This window comes from uncultured Piscinibacter sp. (genome assembly GCF_937952055.1).
GTDB lineage: Bacteria > Pseudomonadota > Gammaproteobacteria > Burkholderiales > Burkholderiaceae_C > Piscinibacter.
Map to the genome: position 1 here is coordinate 83,556 of NZ_CALFYO010000019.1, position 20,364 is coordinate 103,919.

The 20,364-nt window shown below is 71.0% G+C and carries 18 protein-coding genes; 5 read left to right on the plus strand and 13 right to left on the minus strand.

The genetic code is table 11. The features are described from left to right. Nucleotides 1–1,263: 1,263 nt before the first annotated feature. Nucleotides 1,264–2,889, minus strand: a complete 1,626-nt coding sequence (locus tag Q0599_RS07860) for a GMC family oxidoreductase (protein ID WP_298829325.1) — start codon at nucleotides 2,887–2,889, stop codon at nucleotides 1,264–1,266. A gap of 86 nt (nucleotides 2,890–2,975) precedes the next feature. Continuing rightward, the gene (locus Q0599_RS07865; protein ID WP_298828031.1) at nucleotides 2,976–4,490 is read right to left on the minus strand and encodes a CoA-acylating methylmalonate-semialdehyde dehydrogenase; all 1,515 of its coding nucleotides are present in this window, start codon (nucleotides 4,488–4,490) and stop codon (nucleotides 2,976–2,978) included. A gap of 118 nt (nucleotides 4,491–4,608) precedes the next feature. Here Q0599_RS07865 and Q0599_RS07870 point away from each other — a divergent pair, with 118 nt between their 5' ends. Continuing rightward, a complete protein-coding gene (locus Q0599_RS07870; RefSeq protein ID WP_298828033.1) occupies nucleotides 4,609–5,496 on the plus strand; it encodes a LysR family transcriptional regulator in 888 nt (295 codons plus the stop codon). A 176-nt stretch (nucleotides 5,497–5,672) separates the two neighbouring features. Here Q0599_RS07870 and Q0599_RS07875 read toward each other — a convergent pair whose 3' ends face one another. Genes Q0599_RS07875 through Q0599_RS07895 form a run of 5 tightly spaced genes read right to left on the minus strand, consistent with a single transcriptional unit; the run spans nucleotide 5,673 to nucleotide 10,556 of the window. Beyond that, nucleotides 5,673–6,083, minus strand: coding sequence for a globin family protein (locus Q0599_RS07875; RefSeq protein ID WP_298828035.1), 411 nt, complete (start codon nucleotides 6,081–6,083; stop codon nucleotides 5,673–5,675). Beyond that, nucleotides 6,080–6,463 carry a c-type cytochrome gene (locus Q0599_RS07880; protein WP_298828037.1) on the minus strand — a complete coding sequence of 128 codons (384 nt, stop codon included), beginning with the start codon at nucleotides 6,461–6,463 and terminating at the stop codon, nucleotides 6,080–6,082. Before Q0599_RS07880 ends, Q0599_RS07875 begins: the two co-directional genes overlap by 4 nt. Further along, nucleotides 6,463–7,041 carry a DUF3365 domain-containing protein gene (locus Q0599_RS07885; RefSeq protein ID WP_298828039.1) on the minus strand — a complete coding sequence of 193 codons (579 nt, stop codon included), beginning with the start codon at nucleotides 7,039–7,041 and terminating at the stop codon, nucleotides 6,463–6,465. The genes Q0599_RS07880 and Q0599_RS07885 overlap by 1 nt, the downstream gene beginning before the upstream one ends. Nucleotides 7,042–7,099: 58 nt before the next feature. Next, the gene (locus Q0599_RS07890) at nucleotides 7,100–8,575 is read right to left on the minus strand and encodes a cytochrome c3 family protein (RefSeq protein WP_298828040.1); all 1,476 of its coding nucleotides are present in this window, start codon (nucleotides 8,573–8,575) and stop codon (nucleotides 7,100–7,102) included. Between the two features lie 4 nt (nucleotides 8,576–8,579). Continuing rightward, nucleotides 8,580–10,556, minus strand: a complete 1,977-nt coding sequence (locus Q0599_RS07895; RefSeq protein ID WP_298828042.1) for an FAD-dependent oxidoreductase — start codon at nucleotides 10,554–10,556, stop codon at nucleotides 8,580–8,582. A 291-nt stretch (nucleotides 10,557–10,847) separates the two neighbouring features. On the opposite strand from Q0599_RS07895, the gene Q0599_RS07900 reads away from it, so the two are divergent. From Q0599_RS07900 to Q0599_RS07910, 3 genes are all read left to right on the plus strand, one after another. Beyond that, a complete protein-coding gene (locus Q0599_RS07900; RefSeq protein WP_298828044.1) occupies nucleotides 10,848–11,300 on the plus strand; it encodes an Rrf2 family transcriptional regulator in 453 nt (150 codons plus the stop codon). 286 nt (nucleotides 11,301–11,586) lie between these two features. Beyond that, the gene (locus Q0599_RS07905; RefSeq protein ID WP_298828046.1) at nucleotides 11,587–12,570 is read left to right on the plus strand and encodes a tripartite tricarboxylate transporter substrate binding protein; all 984 of its coding nucleotides are present in this window, start codon (nucleotides 11,587–11,589) and stop codon (nucleotides 12,568–12,570) included. Between the two features lie 22 nt (nucleotides 12,571–12,592). Continuing rightward, complete coding sequence (locus tag Q0599_RS07910; protein WP_298828049.1) at nucleotides 12,593–15,808, plus strand: BTAD domain-containing putative transcriptional regulator; 3,216 nt, start codon at nucleotides 12,593–12,595, stop codon at nucleotides 15,806–15,808. Nucleotides 15,809–15,859: 51 nt separating this feature from the next. Here Q0599_RS07910 and Q0599_RS07915 read toward each other — a convergent pair whose 3' ends face one another. The 5 genes from Q0599_RS07915 to Q0599_RS07935 all read right to left on the minus strand — a co-directional run bounded on the left by Q0599_RS07915 (nucleotide 15,860) and on the right by Q0599_RS07935 (nucleotide 19,345). Further along, nucleotides 15,860–17,200, minus strand: a complete 1,341-nt coding sequence (locus Q0599_RS07915) for a hypothetical protein (RefSeq protein ID WP_298828051.1) — start codon at nucleotides 17,198–17,200, stop codon at nucleotides 15,860–15,862. After that, nucleotides 17,197–18,045: a hypothetical protein gene (locus Q0599_RS07920; RefSeq protein WP_298828053.1), complete on the minus strand. Its 849-nt coding sequence runs from the start codon at nucleotides 18,043–18,045 to the stop codon at nucleotides 17,197–17,199. The genes Q0599_RS07915 and Q0599_RS07920 overlap by 4 nt, the downstream gene beginning before the upstream one ends. Before the next feature lie 73 nt (nucleotides 18,046–18,118). After that, nucleotides 18,119–18,409, minus strand: a complete 291-nt coding sequence (locus Q0599_RS07925) for a hypothetical protein (protein WP_298828054.1) — start codon at nucleotides 18,407–18,409, stop codon at nucleotides 18,119–18,121. Nucleotides 18,410–18,491: 82 nt separating this feature from the next. Then, nucleotides 18,492–18,914, minus strand: a complete 423-nt coding sequence (locus tag Q0599_RS07930) for a group III truncated hemoglobin (RefSeq protein ID WP_298828055.1) — start codon at nucleotides 18,912–18,914, stop codon at nucleotides 18,492–18,494. Then, complete coding sequence (locus Q0599_RS07935) at nucleotides 18,911–19,345, minus strand: cupin domain-containing protein (protein ID WP_298828056.1); 435 nt, start codon at nucleotides 19,343–19,345, stop codon at nucleotides 18,911–18,913. The genes Q0599_RS07930 and Q0599_RS07935 overlap by 4 nt, the downstream gene beginning before the upstream one ends. A 96-nt stretch (nucleotides 19,346–19,441) precedes the next feature. Between Q0599_RS07935 and Q0599_RS07940 the strand changes: the two genes are divergently transcribed. Then, nucleotides 19,442–19,897, plus strand: a complete 456-nt coding sequence (locus tag Q0599_RS07940; protein ID WP_298828057.1) for an Rrf2 family transcriptional regulator — start codon at nucleotides 19,442–19,444, stop codon at nucleotides 19,895–19,897. 72 nt (nucleotides 19,898–19,969) lie between these two features. Here the strand turns inward: Q0599_RS07940 and Q0599_RS07945 are convergent, their stop codons facing one another. Continuing rightward, on the minus strand, nucleotides 19,970–20,212 hold the full coding sequence (locus tag Q0599_RS07945; protein ID WP_298828059.1) for a hypothetical protein: 243 nt from the start codon (nucleotides 20,210–20,212) through the stop codon (nucleotides 19,970–19,972). Between the last annotated feature and the right edge of the window lie 152 nt (nucleotides 20,213–20,364).

The following is a 20,364-nucleotide window of genomic DNA, read 5'->3' on the forward strand; positions in this document are numbered from 1 at the left end:
CGCGGAATCGACGCCGCAAGACTCCGGGTCAACCCCCTGATGTCGAGGTCGAACGAACTCCAGGCCAAACGTCGCGTGCCGGCCGAACCGGGGCAAGGCAAGGGCCCAGGTGCCAGTTCCCAGCCCTGCGGACCGACATCGGCCGCCCACGCAGGCGTGACTCGGGCGGCCAAGATGCCCAAGATGCCGTTTGAAATTCCTCTGCGCGGGACTCAGCCGCAGGAGCCGAAGCGCCATGCTCGTGAGTGACCTTGGCGAGTCACAGAGTCGGCATCTGCGACTCAGCTCCTTGACGGGTATCCCGCCATCGGCTTTCCACGGGAGCACCATGATCCTCTCTTCCGCGTACCCCTCCTTCGGAGCCCGATCTCCTTCTCTGTGATCGAACTGACGAGCCTCATGTTGGTGTTGTCCCGTTGCAGCACACGGGGGCAAGCCTGCTGAGGCCACGCTCTTCGAGAATCGCTGCTTCATGGTGGACCTTGAACGTCCGCCATTCGGAGATCGATTTGAGCTTGTCGAGCGGCCGATTAGGGTCGGTATCGCCACCACGGCAGACGTGGAAGCGGTCGCCGGCCGCGTGATCCGCCATGCGCCGACCTACGACCGTTGTACCTGTTCAGCTGACCTTCGCCGGCTCCGCAGCCGCGAGGGCGAGTGACGGCTTGGTGTCAGTCAGCGTGAGTTCGCCCCTTCAAGATGACCGGCAGCAACCGCTGCTGAGCCGTCACCGGTATCGGCGTCGAGGCGGTTGATGGAGACACCTGAGCGGACTCCAGCGGGGCACGGGTCGCCTCGTGGACGGCGCCGCGAGGCTGTTTGCGACGATGACTGTCGAGCCTGGTGCCCTTTGGACCTGCCTGACTCGTGGTGTTCTCAGTCCCCTGCGGCCGAATCGCCAGGCTTCTCGCAGGTCGCCGTTCATGACTGTGTTTGGTCGGAACCATCCTGCTGGACTGGCCGTCGGCATCGGCCCCTTCACGCTCGACGTCATACCGAGGAAGGTGACGCGTGCGGGCTTCGCGGAGTCGAGAGCAACACCTTCGCGCTCGTGGTGAGCAGCTTCGGCGCCGCCGGTGTCCACGCCGAGCAGAACGGCAAGGGCGACGACATGCAGCGCGAGCTCGCGGCGCTCTCCGAGCGCGAGAACCGCCACGCTTCGAAGAACCCGACGAGCATTCCGGCCACCGTGCTCAAGGCGACGGTGGACTGCCTCCGACGACCTGGGGCACTTGCCGCGGCCAGGCCGGCCATCGACCGTGCTCAGGCCGCCATGCGTCGGTCCGCCTGCCGGTCCGCGCGCATCATGTCCGCGCCGCGGCAGGCGATCATGACGGTGGGCGAGCTGGTGTTGCCCGAGGTGATCGTTGGCATGACCGACGCGTCGACCACGCGCAGGCCCACGAGGCCTTGCACCCGCAGGCGACTGTCGGTCACCGCGCTTGCGTCGCCGGGACGGCCCATCTTGCACGTGCCCACCGGATGGAAGATGGTGGTGCCGATGTCACCCGCCGCCTTGGCCAGGTCTTCGTCTGTTTCGAAGCGGGGTCCCGGCAGGTATTCCTCCGGCCGGTAGGGGGCCAATGCGGCTTGGCCGGCGATGCGGCGAGTCAGCCGGATGGCCTTCGCCGCCTTGACGCGATCCGCCTCGTGCGACAGGTAGTTGGGCGCGATCTTCGGGGGCGTGGCCGGGTCGCGGTCGCGGATCAGGATGCTGCCGCGGGACCGCGGGCGCAGGTCGCACACGCTGGCCGTGAACGCCGGGAACGCGTGCAGCGGGTCGCCGAACTTGTCCAGCGACAGCGGCTGGACGTGGTACTCCAGGTCGGGCGTGGCCACCGTCTCGTCCGAGCGGGCGAACAGGCCCAGCTGGCTGGGCGCCATCGTCAGCGGGCCGCTGCGCAGCAGCGCGTATTCCAGCCCCATCCTGGCCTTGCCCAGAAGGCTGTTCGCCTGCCGGTTCAGGGTGCGGATGCCCTGCACCTTGTAGATGCTGCGCAGCTGCAGGTGGTCCTGCAGGTTCTGGCCGACGCCGGGCAGGGCGTGTGCGACGGGGATGCCCAGCGACTGCAGGGAGTCCGGGTCGCCGATGCCCGAGCGCTGCAGGATGCCCGGCGAGCCGACCGAGCCGGCCGCCAGCACGGTCTCGATGCGCGCCCTGGCCGTGCAGCGCTCGCTGCCCTGGCGGAACTCGATGCCGATGACTCGCTTGCTGTCCAGGACCAGCTTGTCGGTCAGGGCGCCGGTGGCGATGCTCAGGTTGGGCCGGTGCCGCACCGGGTCCAGGAAGCCGCGCACCGCGCTCCAGCGGGTGCCCTTCTTCTGGTTCACCTCGAAGGAGCTCACGCCCAGGTTGCTGCCCCGGTTGAAGTCCGGGGTCGCCGGCACGCCCGCCTGCACGGCCGCCTCGGCGAAGCGGTCGAGGATGTCCCAGCGCAGGCGCTGCCGTTCCACGCGCCACTCGCCGCCGCTGCCGTGGTGTTCGTCGCCCCCGTGCCAGTGGTCTTCCGCGCCCTTGAACACCGGCAGCACGTTGCTCCAGGCCCAGCCGCGGTCCCCGGTCAGCTCCGCCCACTCGTCGTAGTCGCGCTGCTGGCCGCGCAGGTAGAGCATGGCGTTGATCAGCGTGCTGCCGCCCAGCCCCTTGCCGCGCGCGTAGATGATGCTTCGCCCGTTCAGGCCCGGCTCGGGCTCGGTCCGGTAGCACCAGTCGGTGCGTGGGTTGCCGATGCAGAAGAGGTAGCCGACGGGGATCCTCGTCCAGATCCACTTCTCGTCGTTGCCGGCCTCGAGCAGCAGCACGCTCACGTCCGGGTCGGCCGACAGCCGGTTGGCCAGGACGCACCCGGCAGCGCCGCCGCCCGCGACGATGTAGTCGAATTCGCCCACGTCTTTCATGCTCGTCTCTCCGTGTTCCTCGTCGTGCGCCGTGGCGCCATGGCGTGGCGGAGCCAAGCCACAGGACGCTGTGCCGCTCAGTTCACCGGCATCACGAACTCGGGCCCCTTGGAACCGCTGTCAGGCCAGCGCTGCATGACGCTCTTGTAGCGGGTGTAGAAGCGCACGCCCTCCTCGCCGTAGGCGTGGTGGTCGCCGAACAGGCTCTTCTTCCAGCCGCCGAAGGAGTGCCAGGCCATCGGCACCGGGATGGGCACGTTGACGCCCACCATGCCGATGCGGATCTTGTCGGCGAAGGCCTGCGCCGTGCGACCGTCACGGGTATAGCAGGCCACGCCGTTGCCGAACGCGTGGTTGTTGACGAGGTCGACTGCCTCGGCAAAGGTGTCGGCACGCACGACGCACAGCACCGGACCGAAGATTTCCTCGTCGTAGATCCTCATGCCGGGCTTCACGTGGTCGAACAGCGTGGGTCCGACGAAGAAGCCCTTCTCGCGACCGGGCACTTTCAGGCCGCGCCCGTCCATCAGCAGCCTGGCCCCTGCTTCGACGCCACTGCCGATGTAGCCCTCGATGCGGGCCTGGGCCTCGGCGGTGACGATGGGGCCCATCTCGGCCCCTTCGGCTTCGCCGTCGCCGACGCGCAGCTGCGCGGCGCGCGTGAGCACCTTGTCGATCAGTGCGTCGGCAACGGGGCCCACCGCCACGGCGACCGAGATCGCCATGCAGCGCTCCCCGGCCGAGCCGTAGGCCGCTCCGATGAGTGCATCGGCGGCCTGGTCCAGGTCGGCGTCGGGCATGACCACCATGTGGTTCTTCGCGCCGCCCAGGGCCTGGGCGCGTTTGCCGTGCTCGGCGGCCGTCCGGTAGATGTACTGCGCGATCGGCGTCGAGCCGACGAAGCTCACCGCCTGCACGTCTGGATGGGTCAGCAGCGCGTCGACTGCCGCCTTGTCGCCCTGCACGACATTGAACACGCCGTCGGGCAGGCCTGCCGCCTGGAACAGCTCGGCCGTCAGCAGCGAGGCGGAGGGGTCGCGTTCGCTGGGCTTGAGGACGAAGGCGTTGCCGCAGGCCAGGCTCACCGGCACCATCCACATGGGCACCATGAACGGGAAGTTGAACGGCGTGATGCCGGCCGTCACGCCCAGCGCATGGCGCTGCGCCCAGTTGGCGATGCCGCCGCCCACGTTCTGCGAGTACTGCCCCTTGAGCAGTTGCGGGATGCCGCACGCGAACTCGATCACCTCCAGCCCACGCTGCACCTCGCCGAGCGCGTCCGGCAAGGTCTTGCCGTGCTCGCGGGTGATGAGGCGGGCCAGGTCCGTCGCGTGGCGCTCCACCAGTTCCTTCATCTTGAACATGACGCGCGCCCGGCGCTGAGGCGCCATCTCACCCCAGGCCACCTGCGCCTTCACCGCACTGGCCACGGCACGGTCGACGTCGGCCTGGCTTGCCAAGGCCACCCGGCGCGCTACCTCGCCCAGGGCCGGGTCGAAGACGAGGCCGACCTTGTCGCCGGTCGCCTCGACCGCCTGGCCGTCGATCCAGTGGCTGACCGTCTCCGGGGCATTGATGTAAGTAAAGCTCATGGCAATCTCTCCTGCGTGATGCATCTGGCGATGGTCCTGCAGTGATTAAAGCGATGAATTGAGGAGGAATCCAATGACTTCGATCGGACATGGATATTCGAATGTCTTATAACTACTCATGGACATTCCCTTGCTCAAGGCCTTCGTCACCGTCGCCCGTGAAGGCAATCTGACGCGCGCGGCCGAGCGGTTGTTCGTGACGCAGCCGGCGCTGAGCCTGCAGGTCAAGAAGCTCCAGGAGGGGCTGGCGCTGACGCTGTTCGAGCGCACCCCGCGGGGGATGCGCCTCACCGAAACCGGGCAGCGCCTGCTGCCGGTGGCCGAGAAGGCCCTCGGTGGTTTCGCCGAGTTCCGGGCCGCGGCCGCCGGCCTCAAGGCCACGATCAGCGGCCGCTTGCGCCTGGGCACGGTGGTGGACCCGGAGTTCCTCCGGCTCGGTGCCTTCCTGAGCGCCCTTGCCGAACGTCACCCGGCCCTTTCGTTCGAGCTCAGCCACGGCATGTCCGGGACAGTGACGCGGCAGGTGGAGCAGGGCGAGCTCGACGTCGCCTACACCCTCGGCGCGCCTGGCTTTCCGGATCTCGCCGGCCGCTTCCGCGTCGTCGGCCTGACCGACTTCAGCTACCGCGTCGTCGCACCGCCCGGCTGGGCCGGACAGGTGCGCGGCAAGGGCTGGCGCGCACTGGCAGCGTTGCCGTGGATCGAGGCCCCGCCCGACTCCGTGCACCACCGCCTGCTCTCGGCCGTGTTCGCTGCCGAGGGTGTGCAACCCCATGTGGTGGCGCGAGTCGACCTGGAGCCTTCCATGCTGGACCTCGTGCGCTCCGGCGTCGCGCTGGCCCTGGCGCGCGACAGCCTCGCGTTGCGGGCCGCGCATGCCGAAGGCGTCGTGATCGCGGACCGGGTGTCGCTGGCGGCGGAACTGGGCCTCGTGTGCCGCGCGGACAGGAGCACCGAGGCGGCGATCAAGGTGGCGATGGAGGTGATCGAGGAGGTCTGGCGCTGATGGCAGGCCGGGCTCCGGCGCTGCCGCGGGCCCGGCACGCCTGTGCGCTCATGCATTCGCGAGCGCGCCGGCGGATCCTGAACGGGATACCCAGGCGGGCCGCCATGAGGCTTCCCGCCGGCCACGGCAGCGGCCATGCGCAGGCGCGCTGTCCGTGGGTCGCGATCGGCAAGGCCTCAGGCCGTGGCGGCGGCCTCGGTCATCACGCCGGAGAGAACGCCGTACGCCTGGGCCCAGGCGCCCTTGACGTCCTCGGTGAAGGCATCGCCCAGGCCGGCGGCCAGCGTCCACAGCAGCGCGCCGCCGACGGTGGCGTAGTGCGCGTCCGTCACGCCGTAGGCGACATGGCGTTTGCCGAGGTCCTGCACGGCGGGCACCAGGGTGTCGAGCTTGTCGAGGTTGGTGACGACGACGTTGATCATCGCCATCAGCTTGCGCCCCTGCTCCTTCATGTCGCCCTTGAACAGCGGCTGCAGCGTCGGGTCGAGCTCGAAGAGCTTGCCGTAGAAGAGCTCGGCGGCCTTTTCCTTGATCGGCACGACGGACTGCCAGGTACTCTGGATCATCTGCACTTGTTGCGGGGTCATGGCTTTTCCTTCAGGTGGGGGGAAGAGGGCTGGCGCACCAGCGCCAGCATGTAGTCGAGTGCGGCGCCGACCTCGGCGTCGCTGAGCGTCGGGTTGCCTCCGCGCGGCGGCATCATGCTGTGGTCGGGGCCGAAGAAGCCTGCCAGCGCGTGCTGCAGCAGTGTCGGCCGCCCCTTGGCCACGCGCGGCGCCCAGGCCGCGGCGTCACCCACGGGCGGAGCGCCGGCCAGGCCGTCGGCATGGCAGCCGATGCAGGTGCCCTGCCAGACGCGCCGCCCCACTTCGTGGCCGGGCAGGTCCGGCGCGTCGAAGGGCTGGGCGCGTGCCGCCGGCGGCAGCATCAGCGCCGCCGACAGCATCGCGGGCAGGGCCTGCCGCATCACTGCACCGGCACGCGGATGACGACGCCGCCCATGGTCATGCCGATCTTGAAGTCGGAGCGCGGCGTGTCCTTGTGGTCGTTGTGGCAGGTCACGCAGGCCGGTGCCACGGCGCGGTCGGCATAGACGGCGGTGAAGTACTTCTTGCCGCCCAGCGTCTCCTCCTTGTAGAAGGCCTTGGCGGGGTTGTCGACCACGTACTGCAGTCCTTCCTTCTCCACCGGCGTGCGCGGCGCGTTCTGCTTGTTGATCGGCCACAGGCTCAGCAGCGAGTAGCTGAAGCTCTTGTTCGTCTTGGCCACTTCCTCGGCGCCGTAGCGGAACATCTGCGCCGGCAGCACCAGCGCCTTCTCGTCCTTCCAGTGCTCGCTGGCCTTGAGGAGCTTCTCGTCGTTCTGCAATCGGTTGACGATCAGCTTGGTGTAGACCGTTCGGTCGGCGGCCATCACCGCATGCAGGGCGTCGGTCATGGTCTGTGGCGAGATGCCTTGCGCGGCGGCAGGCAACACGCAGCCGGCGCCGAGCGTGGCCGCGATGAACATCCGGCGGATGCGGGCGTCGAGGTTTCGAGAGGTCATGCAAGCTCCTTGGGTCAGGTGGGTGGCAGGGAAAATCGGTGGCGACGTCGATGCGTGCTCATGGACTGACGGCCGACGCGGCTGCCGCGGCGGCGGCGCGCCGCGCGGCGACCGCTGCGCTCTTGGCCAGCGCCATCTCGATGCTCTTGTGCGTGGCCGCCGGGCGACCGTCGAAGTTGCGGGCCACGAGCGCCGCATCGCTCAAGGCGTCGAGCGCGAAGCCCAGGCCGTGGCAGCTCTGGCACACCGGCCGGACCATCTTGCTGAAGGGCCGCATCGTGGCGCTGTTGTCGTGCTGCACGGCGATGCGCGTGCCCTCTTCGGTGTCGATGCGCTCGCGGGGCATGTGGCAGGTGGCGCAGGTCACGCCGCTGCCCGCGGGGGCTTCGCCGCGGGCCTCGCGCTCGGCCAGCCGGTGGTGCGGCGAGCCCTCGTAGGCACGGCTGTGCCCGTCGTCGTGGCAGCCCAGGCAGGCCTGCACCGAGGCCTTCAGCCCCGACGTGTCGAAGCGGTGCGCGCCATGGCAGCTGGTGCACTGCAGCGTGCGATCGGCGGCGTCCTCGCGCGTCGGCAGGCGCGCGTCGGCGACCCGCATCGCCGGCAGGCCGGCGGCCGCGCGCATGCCGTGATGACCGCGGCCGAAGGCCTTGGCCTCGTCCCCATGGCAGCCGGCGCAGGCCTGCGGCTGCGCGGGCCGCAGCTGCCAGGCCGCCTCCGTGCCGCCCGGCTGGTGGCAGCCGCTGCAGTTGACGCCGGCGCGCGCGTGGGAGGTGTCCAGCGCGCCGGCGTGCGCGGCGGCATGTGCCCCGTCGCGCCAGGCCGCCGGGGCGTCGGCACGCTCGGGCGGCACGGCATCGAACGGGAAGCGGTCCTGCGGATACGACGCGCTCATCTGCAGCGCCTCGAGCAGGCCGCGCGACGGCACGACGGCTTTGTCGAGGACCGCCGGCGCGGTGGCGTGGCGCAGCAGGTAGTCCTCGTACAGCGCGCGGTTGTCGTGGTAGTTGTGGCAGGCGGTGCAGCCGTCGAAGCGATAGCCATCGTGGCTGGGGGGCATCTCGTCCTTGCCGGCGTGGCAGTGCACGCAGTAGTCGGCGGGCTGCGTGACGCCCATCGCGCGCGTGGCCTGCGGACGGTGCTCGACATGACAGGTCGCGCAGCGCAGCGCGTCGATCTTGTCCAGCCGATGGGCGTTGCGCGGGTCCTCGAACTTGCTGGCCGGGTGCTTGTCGTCGGCGGCTTCCAGCGCCTTGCCGTGGCAACCTGTGCAGGCCTGCTGCAGCACCTCGCCGCCGCCGAACGGGTCGGAGTGGCAGGCCTGGCAGTCGAGTTCGATCTGATGGTGACCATGGCTCGTGGCGCCGGGCAGCAAGGCCAGCCGCAGCGGCGTGGCCAGCGGCGCGTCGGTCCGCCCGTGAAGCGCGAAGGCCAGGGCTGCGTAGGTGACCAGAGCCGCCGTGAGCACGGCCCACCAGGACCACAGCGCGCGACGGCGGCGGCGCGCGGGATCGACGGGAGGGGTGTCGTCGGCCATGCGTTCAGAACCAGTAGGCCTTCAGCACATGCAGCCCGAGCAGGACGGGCAGCGGCCAGGTGAGCAGCACATGGGCCCAGTCCGCACCACGGCGCCAGCGCTGCAGCTGCCGTGGCGGCAGCCGGTGCTGCCACGCCGTCACGCCGGCGGACAGCGCGCCCACCAGCGCGAGGCCGAGGAACGCGAGCACCAGCGCCAGGTCCAGCCGCGCGCCGAGTCGCGCGCCGGTGTGGGCAGCGAGCACGGCCAGCGCCAGTGCGCCCAGGGCGACGTGGGCGAGCCGCCAGGCGTCGAATCCGCCAGCGCGGGACAGGCGCCGGCCGCGCTTGCGCCAGGTCAGCAGCAGGCCCAGCGCCGCCAGGGCCAGCACTGCATAGCCGCTCCACTGCTTGAACTGCGGGTCGGTCCACAGTCGGTGCCAGGCGGGCGACGACTGTGCGCTGTCCCAGTACGCGATGCCCGGCGTCAGGACCAGCACGAGGGCGAGCATCGCGGCGGCCGCCGTCGCGACCGCCAGACTGCGCCACCACGACGCCGCCGGCAGGGTGGCCGCGGCGCCGGCAGACGACAGCAGTTCGGCCAGCAAGGGCCTGCAACTGCCGCAGACGGTGCCGGCCTTCGTCGCCGCGCACAGCGCCGTCACGTCGCTGCAACCTGTGGCGATGGCCTCGCCCAGCGCCCCGCGGCTGACCCCTGTGCACTGGCACACGCGCGCGTCGGCGGGCCATGCGGCGACGGCATCGCCTTCATCGGCAGGCCATGCGCAGCCGGTCCGGCGCAGGCGCCTGGCCTGCCAGAGGCTCAGACGTTGTCGGGCGAGCACGGCGGCCTGCAGGCGCGCGAGCTGGGGCAGCTCGCCCACGGCGGCCACACCCACCAGCCGCCCCTGGGACAGCGCGACGGACAGCGTGCGGCCGGGGGCCTGGTGGCGGACGAACTGCAGCGGACTCTCGTGCTGCTCGGCGTCCACCACGCCGGCCGCAGTGACCTGCATGCCCGCCACCTTCAGGCGCGTGGGTGCCACCCGGCCCTCGTAGGTCGCACTGCCGCCGAGCAGGGTGTTCACGGCAACACCGGCCTGCTCGAGGCCCGGCGCCACCAGACCGTGCACCACCCCCCGGTGCTCGGCGCACTCGCCGATCGCGAGCACGCGCGGATCCGCCGTGACCATCCGGTCGTCGACCCGGATGCCGCGGCCGATCGGCAACTGCGCGTCCAGGGCGAGTCGCACCTGGGGCACGATGCCGGTCGCCACGATCACCGTGTCGCAGTCGATGCGCTCGCCATCGCGCAGCTGGACGCCGGTGACGCGACCGTGGCCCGTGATGGTCTTCACCGCCGTGGCGGTACGGACCTCGATGCCCATGTCGTTCAGCCGCTGCGCCAGCGCGCCGGCGGTCGCATCGTCGAGCTGTCGGGCCATCAGCCGCGGCGCGTGCTCGATCACTGTCACTCGCGTGTGCAGGCGCTGCATTGCACGCGCCGCCTCCAGGCCGAGCAGACCGCCGCCGAGCACCACGGTATGCACGCTGCGCGCCCGACGGGCCTGCAGCGCCTGGGCATCGGACAAGTCGCGGAACGCAAAGACGCCGGACTGCCCGACGCCAGGCAGGTCCGGCACACGCGCGCTCGAACCGAGGGCGAGCACCAGCGTGTCGTAAGGCTGCCAGCGCCCCAGGCTGTCGCGTACGCACTGCCCCGCGCGATCGATCTGCAGCACCTCGGTGTGCAGGCGCACCTCGATGTGTGGCGCCACCGGCAGGTCCAGGCCTCGGGTCAGGGCATCCCAGTCGGTCAGGCCGCGCAGGAACGCAGAGAGCTGCACGCGGTCGTAGGGTTGCCAGGCTTCCCGTCCGTAGATCACGATCGGTCTGGACGGGTCGCGTTCGTGCAACTGCTGCACGAAACGCACCCCCACGGGCCCCGTGCCGACCACGACCACGGGCGCGCCGACGACGCTGCGATTCAGCATGTCTGGCATGGACCCAATCAGTCGGTGATTCATCGGCGTGACTTCGCTTTGATGCAACGCAAGGCAAGCGCCGTGCCACGCTGATAACGAGCGCAAACATCGACCGGCGATGAATGTTTTGCACCGACAACGTTCAAATGCATACGCGCGATGTATGTTTTGGTGCGCATGCACCGACAGGGCTCCATGGGGTGGCGGTGCGCGCTGCACCGAATCGAGTCGATGCACGCACCGCGCTCTGCGCGGCACGATCCGTGCTGCGGGCCTAAGATCCCCGGACCCACAGCCCACGAGCCGCGCATGCGCCTGAACCGCTTCACCGACATCGGCCTGCGTGCCTTGATGTACCTGGCAACCCAGGACCGCGAGCCGCCCGTCACCGTGGCCGAACTCGCCGAGCAGCTCAACGTGCCGCGCAGCCACATGGTCAAGGTCGTGCACCGGCTGGGCCAGCTGGGCTGGGTGCTGACCCAGCGGGGACGCCAGGGGGGATTGCGGCTGGCGCCCGCCGCGATGGACGTGGGCCTCGGGCAGGTGGTGCGTGTGCTCGAGGACGACGAAGCGCCGGTGGACTGCGGCAAACCGGCTTGTCCGCTGGACGGGCGCTGCGTGCTGCAAGGCGCGCTGGGGCGGGCCATGCGGGCCTTCTATGCAGAGCTCGATGCGGTCACGCTGGGAACCGTGAACCACCGGCCCACCTCGGCAGTTCTCATGCAGCTGCATCGCAGCTACCTGAGGCGGCTGTCCTCCTGACGCTCGGCGGACGCCGGAGGCCGGTGCTCGCCGCCCCGATGGGGCGATTCGTGAAGGCGGCTGGTCATGCCAGCGCCCAGGACGCAGGGCCAGGTCGCGCGTGGTCGCTCAGGGTGGCGCTGACGTTGCGGCACAGCAGCAGGGCCAGGCGATGCCAGCGGGTGTCGCCCCTCCAGCGAGTGTGCGGCGGGCAGCCCTTCCGCGATCGGTAGGTTCGGTGTAGGTTCGTGGGGCGCAACATGGTCCCGACCCGCCAGCCGGCGGGTGTCCCGTGGAGGAAACGACCATGCCTGACCATCGCCTCACCCGCCGCTGCCTGCTCGGCGCGGCCATCGCACCCTGGATCGTCCCGGCCGCGAGCCATGCGCAGGCCGGCTTCCCCGACCGGCCGCTGCACCTGATCGTGCCGTTTCCGGCCGGCTCCATTTCCGACGTGCAGGCGCGACCGCTTGCGCAGAAGCTCGCCGACTCGCTGGGCCAGCCGGTGATCGTGGACAACAGGCCCGGCGCCACCGGCACGCTCGCCGTCGATGCGGCCGCGAAGGCGCCGCCGGACGGCCACACGCTGGTGCTCGCGGCGATCGCGGCGCTGAGCATCCTGCCGCACCTGATGAAGCTGCCGTTCGACCCGCTGCGCGACCTCGCGCCGATCACCAAGGTGACCGTCGGGCCGATGCTGCTGGTGGCGTATTCCGGTGCGTCGTTCGACAGCGTGCGCCAGCTCGTCGAGCACTCGCGCGCGCGGCCGGGACAGGTGAAAGTGGCCGGCTTCGGTGTCGGCTCGATCGGTCACCTGGCCACGCTGATGATCGCCTCCGCCACCGGCGCCGACCTGACGCATGTGCCCTACCAAGGCGGCCCGCAGCAGGTGACCGACACCATCGGCGGTCAGGTGCCGCTGCTGCTCGACTTCCCGGCGGTGATCGCGCAGCACGTGAAGGCCGGCAAGCTCAAGGCGCTGGCCGTGACTGGCGCGCAGCGCTACACCTCGATGCCCGACCTGCCCACGTTCGAGGAGTTGGGCTACCAGGGCGTGCTGGCCACCGCGTGGCAGGGCGTGCTCGTGCCGGCGGCCACCCCGGCACCGGTGCAGCGGCGGCTGAGCCAGGAGTTGATGAAGGCGCTCGCGTCGAGCGACCTGCGCGACCTGTATGCGAGCCAGGGCGCACAGATCGGCGGCGACACGCCCGAGGCGTTCGGCAAGTTCATCCGCGACGAGTACGAGCGCTGGGGCAAGCTGATCCGCGAGCACGGCGTGCGGCTGGGTTGACGCTCTCCCGAGGACGCTTCGCTTGGGCCGGTCGCCACAACCTCCTCGCAACGCGGCCGGCCGTGCGGCCGCGCCTGCCCCGGCCAAGCTCACGCGCCCGGCCGCCGGCAGCCTGCTGCGTCGCGAGCGGCTGTTCCGCCACCTCGATGCAGCCACCCGCCAGCGCATCGTGTGGATCTGCGCGCCTGGCGGTGCCGGCAAGACCTCGCTCGTCACGACCTGGATCGCCACCCGCGGCATCGCCGCGCGGTGGTACCGGCTCGACCCCGGCGACGCCGACCTGGGCGCGCTGTTCCAGGGCCTGCGCGCCGCGGTCCCCGAGCGGCCACGCGCCGAGCCGCTGCCGGCCTTCTCGCCCGCGAGCCCGGCGTCGCTCGATGCCTTCGCGCAGCGCTTCTTCGACGCCTGGTTCGCGCGCTTCGACGAGGCGATCACCCTCGTCTTCGACAACTACGAGCAACTGCCCGCCGACGCGCGCGTGGGTGAGGTGCTGGCCGCGCTGCTGGCGGCGATGCCCGACCGCGCGCGCGTCGTGGTGCTCAGCCGCGGCCGTCCGCCGGCGGCACTGGCGCGCTGGGAGGCCAGCCCGGACTTCGTCGACGTCGGCTGGGACGAACTGCGCTTCTCGGCCGACGAGGCCGCGGCGCTGGCGGCGCAGTGGGGCGTGGTCGATGCCGGCGTGGTGGCGCCGCTGGCCGCATCGAGCCGCGGCTGGGCCGCAGGCATCGTGCTCATGCTGCGTGCCGCGCGCGCCGGCGTCCTGGTGCACGACGACGGCAGCGAATCGCCGCGCGGCCTGTTCAACTATTTCGCCGAGGAGATCTTCGCGCGGCAACCCGCGGCGACGCAGCAGTTCCTGCTGCGCTGCGCGTTCCTCGGCGACATCACGGTCGCGCTCGCGGAACTGCTCACCGGCGAGCCGCGCGCGGCGCGCATCCTCGCGGAGCTGAACGCCGACCACTTCTTCGTCGAACGCAAGCAGTCGGCCGACGCCGGCGCGCCCGCGATCTACGAGTTCCACCCGCTGTTCCGCGATTTCCTGCGCGACTGCGCGCGCGAGCGGCTCGGTGCCGCGGCGCTCAATGAGGTGCGCCGGCGCGCCGCCGCGCTGCTGGAAGGCGTGGACCAGATCGACGCCGCGGCGCGGCTGCTGATCGATTGCGGCGACGGCCCGCGCCTGGCTGCCTTCATCGAGGCACACGCGCCGGCGCTGGCGCACAGCGCGCGCTTTGCGACGCTCTCGGACTGGCTGGACCGGCTGCCGGCGGCGCAGATCGAGCGCACACCGCGGCTGCTGCTGTGGCACGGCCAGTGCCGGCTTGCGGCGCGCGGCGCCGACTGGCCGCAGGCGATGGAGCGCGCGCGCATGGCGCTCGACGCGGCGCAGGACGTGGTCGGGTCGTTCATCGTGCGCTGCTGGCGCATCCCGGTGCTCGCAGACCTGGAGGCGGTGCGCGCCGACATCGAGGCGCTGCACGCGATCGTCGAGCGCCACTGGAGCGACCTGCGGCCCGAGCAGCAGGCCGAGGCGCTGGGCGAATGCCGCATCGACCTGCGCACGCCGCTGATGCTGCCGCTGATGCGCATGCTCGGCGAACGTGTGGAGCCGCTCTTCCACGCCAGCACGGACAGCGAGACCAAGCTGCAATTCGGTACCTTCCTCACGCACTGCGCCGCGGCCCACGGCGACATGGACCTCCATCGACGCCTGGTGGCACCGATGCGCGCATTGATCGATCAGGGCACGGGCACGCCGCGCTTGCGAGCTGCGGCACTCGCCTTCCAGAGTTTCTACTGGAACCAATGCGGCTCGTGCGAGGACAACCGGCGCATGCTCGCCGAGATCGAGGCGTACGGCGACCTGGGCGGTTACTTCCCGGATCAGGCGCTGGTCTGGTCGGCGGCGCTTCGCTCCGCGCTGCACGGGCTCGACGGCGACGCGGCCGAGCGGCTGGAGCGGCGCGTGCGGCCCTCGGCCCGGCTGGTGCCGTGGCGCTACCTGATGTTCCTCGCCAGCGCGGTCCTGCAGCACCTGCGCCGCGGGCACCTCGCGGCCGCGGCCGCCGACGCACGCGAAATGCTGGCGCTGACGCCACCCGAGTCGCCGATGCGCGGTCTCGCGCTGCCCGCGGTGGCGCAGCTGCGGCTGATCGAGGGCCGCCCCGAGGAAGCACTCGCGTCGCTGCGTGGCGGCCTCGAAGCGGGGCTGGCCTGGGGGAATCCGGCGGTGCAGTTCACCAACCTCGCGCTGCTCGGGGTCGCCCATCTTCGTCTCGGACAGCATGGCGATGCGCGCGAGGCCATCGCGCGGGCGCTCGTGCTCAGCGCCGTGACGGGGATCGTGCGGTCGACGGTCGGCCATCCCGCCCTCTTCACCGAAGTCCTGGCGTTTGCGCTGCGCGACGGCATCGAGGTCGCGCGCGCGCAGCACCTGATCGCGATGTGCGAGCTGCCGCCGCCCGACGACGACGTCGAGGAGTGGCCGTGGCTCAACCGCCTGCGCCTGCTCGGCGACCTGGCGTTCGAGCATTGCGGCCCCGAAGGCGGCGCCGCGCCGGCACACGGCAGACGCACCGCGCGTCGCCCTCTCGAGCTGCTGGCCTTCGTCACCGCGCACGGCGGCGGCCCGCTGCCCGCGACGGCGGCGATCGACGCACTGTGGCCCGACGCGGAAGGCGACGCGGCAAAGAAGAGCTTCGACGTCACGCTGCACCGGCTGCGCCGGCAGCTCGGCAGCGACGCCGCGCTGCGGCTCGAAGGCGGCCGGCTGGTGCTGGACCGGCACCACTGCTGGGTGGATGTGCTCGCGTTCGCTCGCCTCGCCGAGCGCATCGAGGCCGGCGCGGCCGACGGCGACGAGATGGAGCGGGCGCTCGCGCTGTACCGAGGCCACTTCCTCGGCGACGATGCCGACGCACCGTGGGCCGCGGTGGCGCGCGAACGGCTGCGCCGGCAGCACCTGCGCGTTGTCGAGCGCGCTGTCGCGTGGCACGAACAGCACGGCCGGCACGACGACGCCGAGCGCTGCGAGCGGCGAGCGTTCGCGCTGGAGCCCGCGGCGGAGCCGATGGCGCGGCGGCTGATGTTGCGCCTGGCCGCGCGTGGCGCGAACGACGAGGCGCTGGAGGTCTACGAGCGCTGTCGCGCTGACCTGGCGGCACTGCACGGCGCGAAGGTGTCGCCGGAGACGCTGGCAGTCGTCGAGCACGTCCGCGCGGCGACGGTTGGGGGCGGGTGAACGGCGGCCAGGCTCGGACCGCTCGATCTCCCTTGCGCCTCGGTTCGCACGCTAGGTGCTCCAGCCGGCACGCACCGCGCGCCACAGCAGCGCCGGGCTCAGCAGCGCCGCAGGCGGATCGACCAGATTGACGACGCGCAGCCAGCGGTAGTGCAGCGGCAGGTCGTGCATCGCTGCGCGGGCCATCGCGTCGCCGAAGCGGTGACGCAGGCCCAGCCAGCGCGACCGCGACGCGCCGCGTGTGCCGGGGTAGCGGTAGTCCTCGCTCGTGGCCATCGCCCACGGGCCGGACAGCACGTCGGGCAGCGCATGGCGCAGCCGCTCACCGAGAGCGAGCGTCGCTCCGTGGCGTTCGAGCAGGTCTTGCAGCCATGCCGCTTGCATCGCCGCGATGCTCATGCCCTGGCCGTACAGAGGGTTGAGCGCACACACCGAATCCCCGAGTGCCGCTAGCCCGAGCGGCCAGCGCGGCATGCGTTCGTAGTGGCGCCACAGGTTCATGGTTTGCCGGTAGCCCATCGCGTCGGCGAGCGGCGCCGCGGTGTCCATCGCGTCAGCGATGTCGGGCGTCGCGAGGCTGCGGGCGAACGCCCGAAAGCCGGCGTCATCGGTGGCTGGGTGGTCTCCGGAAAAGCCGGCCAGCGTCACGATCCAGCGCCCGCCTTCGAGGGTCAGGATGCCCCCTGCGCGCGGCGAGGGCCACGGGTTGCGCACCAGCAGCATTCGCCACTCCGGCGCCGTCGGCGGGATGCGGTACAGGCGCGTGGCATAGCCGAGCTGCGCGTCAACCTCGGTGATCGGCGGCGCCTGGCCGACCAGGGCTTCGAGCCAGTCTGGCAGACGGGTGCCCCGGCCGCTGGCGTCCAGCACCAGGTCCGCCTCGATGTCGAGGCTCGCGCGTGGGTCGTCAGCGGGCGCGCAGCGCACCCCTCGCACGCGCTGCGCGTCGCCGAGCAGCGCCACGACACGGTGACGCTCCAGCCAGCGCACCTTGGGCAGCCTGCGAACGCGCTCGCGGACCACGTGCTCGATCAGCGGTCGCGACGCGAGGCACGCCTGGAGGTCCGACGCGTAGCGCGGAAACCAGCCCCAGATGGAGTGAAAGCGCATGTCGCGCGCCAGGTCGATGGGCACGCCGCCCCTTGCCACCAATTCGGCCCCGAAGCCCGGGAACAACTGCTCGAGCTCGTGCAGGCCCCGCAGCAGCAGGTTGTGGATGTGACGCGCTTGCGGTGTTCCGCTGCGCACCTGAGGCCCGTCGGGCAGCTGGTCGCGGTCGGCGACCCACACCTCGTCGACGTGGTCCGACAGCACGCGTGCCGCGGTCAGGCCGGCCAGGCCGAAGCCGATGACCAGCGCGCGGCGGATCGGCGTGCCGCCGCGAGCCTTCACGGCGCCGGCCCGCTGACAGCGCGCCACAGCCGGGTGGCCGGATGCAGCAGCGCTGCGTACAGCGCGAGCAGCGTGCTGGCCGTCAGCACGGAGAGATAGATCGCCAGGCTCGCCATGTTGACCTGCTGGCCCGCGCCGTAGATGTCGTCGGCTGCGGCGCCGCCGACCGACAGCAGCTGGAGATAAGGCACGAACAGCACGAGGTCGTAGGCCAGGAAGCCCCACAACGCAGGCGCGGCGATCGCCCAGCGGCCGCTGTGCACCGCATTCGCGAAGAACGCTGCGGCGCCGAGGAAGATGCAGCCGAACAGCGTGGCGCTGGAAGGATGCAGCGCCCAGGGGAACACCTGCCGCTGCAGCACCAGCGCCGTGCCGGCGACGATCAGCGTCACGGTGAAGGCGAGGTAGGCCCAGCGCACGAAGCGCGGCAGCGCTCGCGGATCGTGCACGGGCAGGGCACGCGTCGCCCCCCACAGCCACAGGCCGAAGAGACCGGACGCGACCGCAAGCCCGAGCGCGGGCCAGAGGCCGGCCGGTCCGCTCGCCACGATCTGCCACGCGAGGAACAACACGGCTCCGCCGGCGGCCACGACGATGTTCAGCCCGACCCCGGCGAGCGCGGCAAGCTCGCCGGTCAGCGCGACGCTGAACCAGACCGTCGCCACCGATGCGGTGATCGAGGCCAGAAAGACGAACGAGATGGGCGCTTCCGGCCAGGGCCAGGCCGACACCACCCAAGGCTCATGGCGATACATCGCGGCCGCCAGCATCGCGAAGATCAGCGCCGTGAGGCCCGTCAGCACGCGGGTCGGCCGCGCTGACGTCTCATTTGCAGCAGTGCGCATGGCCGGCCTCCGCTGTCGAAACCACCATGGTGAGGGCAAGCCGGCGTCAACCGTCAAGCGGAGATGCCCTCGCTCACCCCCCCATATCCATGGCCCCACATGGACCCGCCTTGGCCTGCGGCACGCGGGCCTGCGGCCCGGCCGGGGCGACCGGCTGCACCAGTTCGTGCTGCGCCGCAAGCCGGATGACGTAGCCGAGCTTGAAGACGCCGGCCGCGATCGCGATCGACAGGTGGGCGACGATCTGCAGTACCAACCCGAGGTGGTGCGCAAAAGGATAGGCGGCGCCGATGCCGAGCAGCATCGCGGCGCCCGAGAGCGCCATCGCGCGGTTGCCCATCGAGAGGTAATCCTGGATGGCCATGGTGTCTGGACTCCGGGTCAAACATGTATGGGATGAGAATCTTTTTGGACGAGATGCGGCGCGACGGTGGCAAAGCCTGCGTTCAGCCGGCCACGCGCACCGCGTCGCCGTCGTCCCTCGGTTCCGGCAGCGTGCCGAAGCAGCCCAGGTGCAGGTTGCGGGCTATGCCGCGGGCGGTCGCGAACAGCTCATCGGCATCGGCCGCTGGAACCTGCTCGGCGACATGGCGCCGCCACAGCGTCAGCCAGCGTCCGAAGTGGGCCGGCTGCAGCGCCGGCAGCAGCGCCTGGTGCTTGCGCAACACGTTGCCGCGGAAGCTGCGCGTGTGCAGCAGCGTCGTGCACCAGAAGTCGGTCATGCGCCGTCGGTGTTCAGGCCAGCGTTCGCCGGCCAGCGGCGCGAACAGGGGCCCGAGTTCAGGGTCGGCGAAGACATCCGCGTAGAAGCGGTCGACCAGGCGCGCCAGGTCCTCGGGCGTCGCGTGATGGGCGGCAGCGGTGTTCATGTGGCCCGCGCCACACCGTGCTCGGCCATCGTCGCCTCCAGCGCCGGCAGGTCCTGCGGCAGCCGATGCACGCGCTCGGACACCTTCACGAAGAAGCGGTCCATCGGCCCGCCGACGGTCCAGGCGAGAAATCGCGCCGGGCGGTCGCCGGGGTTGCGGTAGCCGTGCGGCGTGGCCGGCGGCAGGTGCACCATGTCGCCCGGTGCCAGCAGGTGACGCGCCGAGGGCGTGTGCATCAGCAATTCGCCTTCGAGCAGGAAATACACCTCCTCCTCGGCAGCGTGCGTCACGCAGGGCGTGCCGCTGCCGGGTGGCACGAGCACGGTGACGATGGCCTGGCCGTGCGGCGACTCGTCGGAGACGAGCTTGAGAGTCACTTCGTCGCCCAGCACGCGCAGGGCTCGTCCTTCGGTGGAGCGGATCACGTTCATCGGCTTGTTCTCCTTGTTTGCTTAAACATGCATGTGGCGTACATCTTATGAGCGGCTAGAATAGATGTCAACTGAATGCATCTTCAAGGAGTCGCGATGCGCCTCACCCAGCACACCGACTACGCGATTCGCGTGCTGATGTTCGCCGCCAGCCGCCACCTCCGCGACGGCCCCGAGGCGCTGAGCTCGATCCGCGAGATCGCCGAGGCCTACGGCATCTCGGAGAACCACCTGATGAAGGTGGTGAACCGGCTCGCGCAGGCGGGCTTGCTGCACACCCAGCGCGGCCGCAATGGCGGCCTGCGCCTGGCGCGTGACCCCGCCGAGACGCGCCTGGGCGACATCGTGCGTCTGGTCGAAGACGACATGGCGCTGGTGGAGTGCTTCGGCGAAGGATCGGCCTGCCCCCTGACCGCCGCCTGCCACCTCGCCGCGGCGCTGGAGGAGGCGCGACGCGACTTCCTCTCCTCGCTCGACCGCCGTACGCTGGCCGACCTCGTGCCGCGTGCGCGGGCACGCGAGATCATGGCGCTGGTGGTGCGCCGCCGCTAGGCGCGCGGGGCCACCGATGCCCGAAGGGGCCATGCGGCGCCACTGAATGCGGACGGGCGCGTGGTCGCTACGTCACCGGCAGGCGCGCGGCGTCCACGCCGCCGGCGCGTGGCTCAGCCCGAGGTCGCGCAACGTCGCCGCGTCGAGCGCCGGCAGCTGTTCGTGTTCGCGCAGATGGTTCCCCGCGGCATGCAGCGCATCGCGGCAACGCTCCGCCCAGCGGCGCAGCGTCGAGCGCCAGTCGCCCGTGCGGGTGGGCGTGATGCGGGCGCAGCAGGGCGTGGACCGGGTGATGGCGAACAGTGCCTGTGACATGGTGTGCTCCTCGAGCGGTGGGATCTGGGCGAGCCACTGTCGACCTTCCCAGGATGTCAATGTCAACGACACCAGGTCGATTCCACACCCGCCGTGAACAGTGATGTTCCGTGGCACCCCTCGTTCGGCGGGCGGCTGGTTCCTAGACTGGC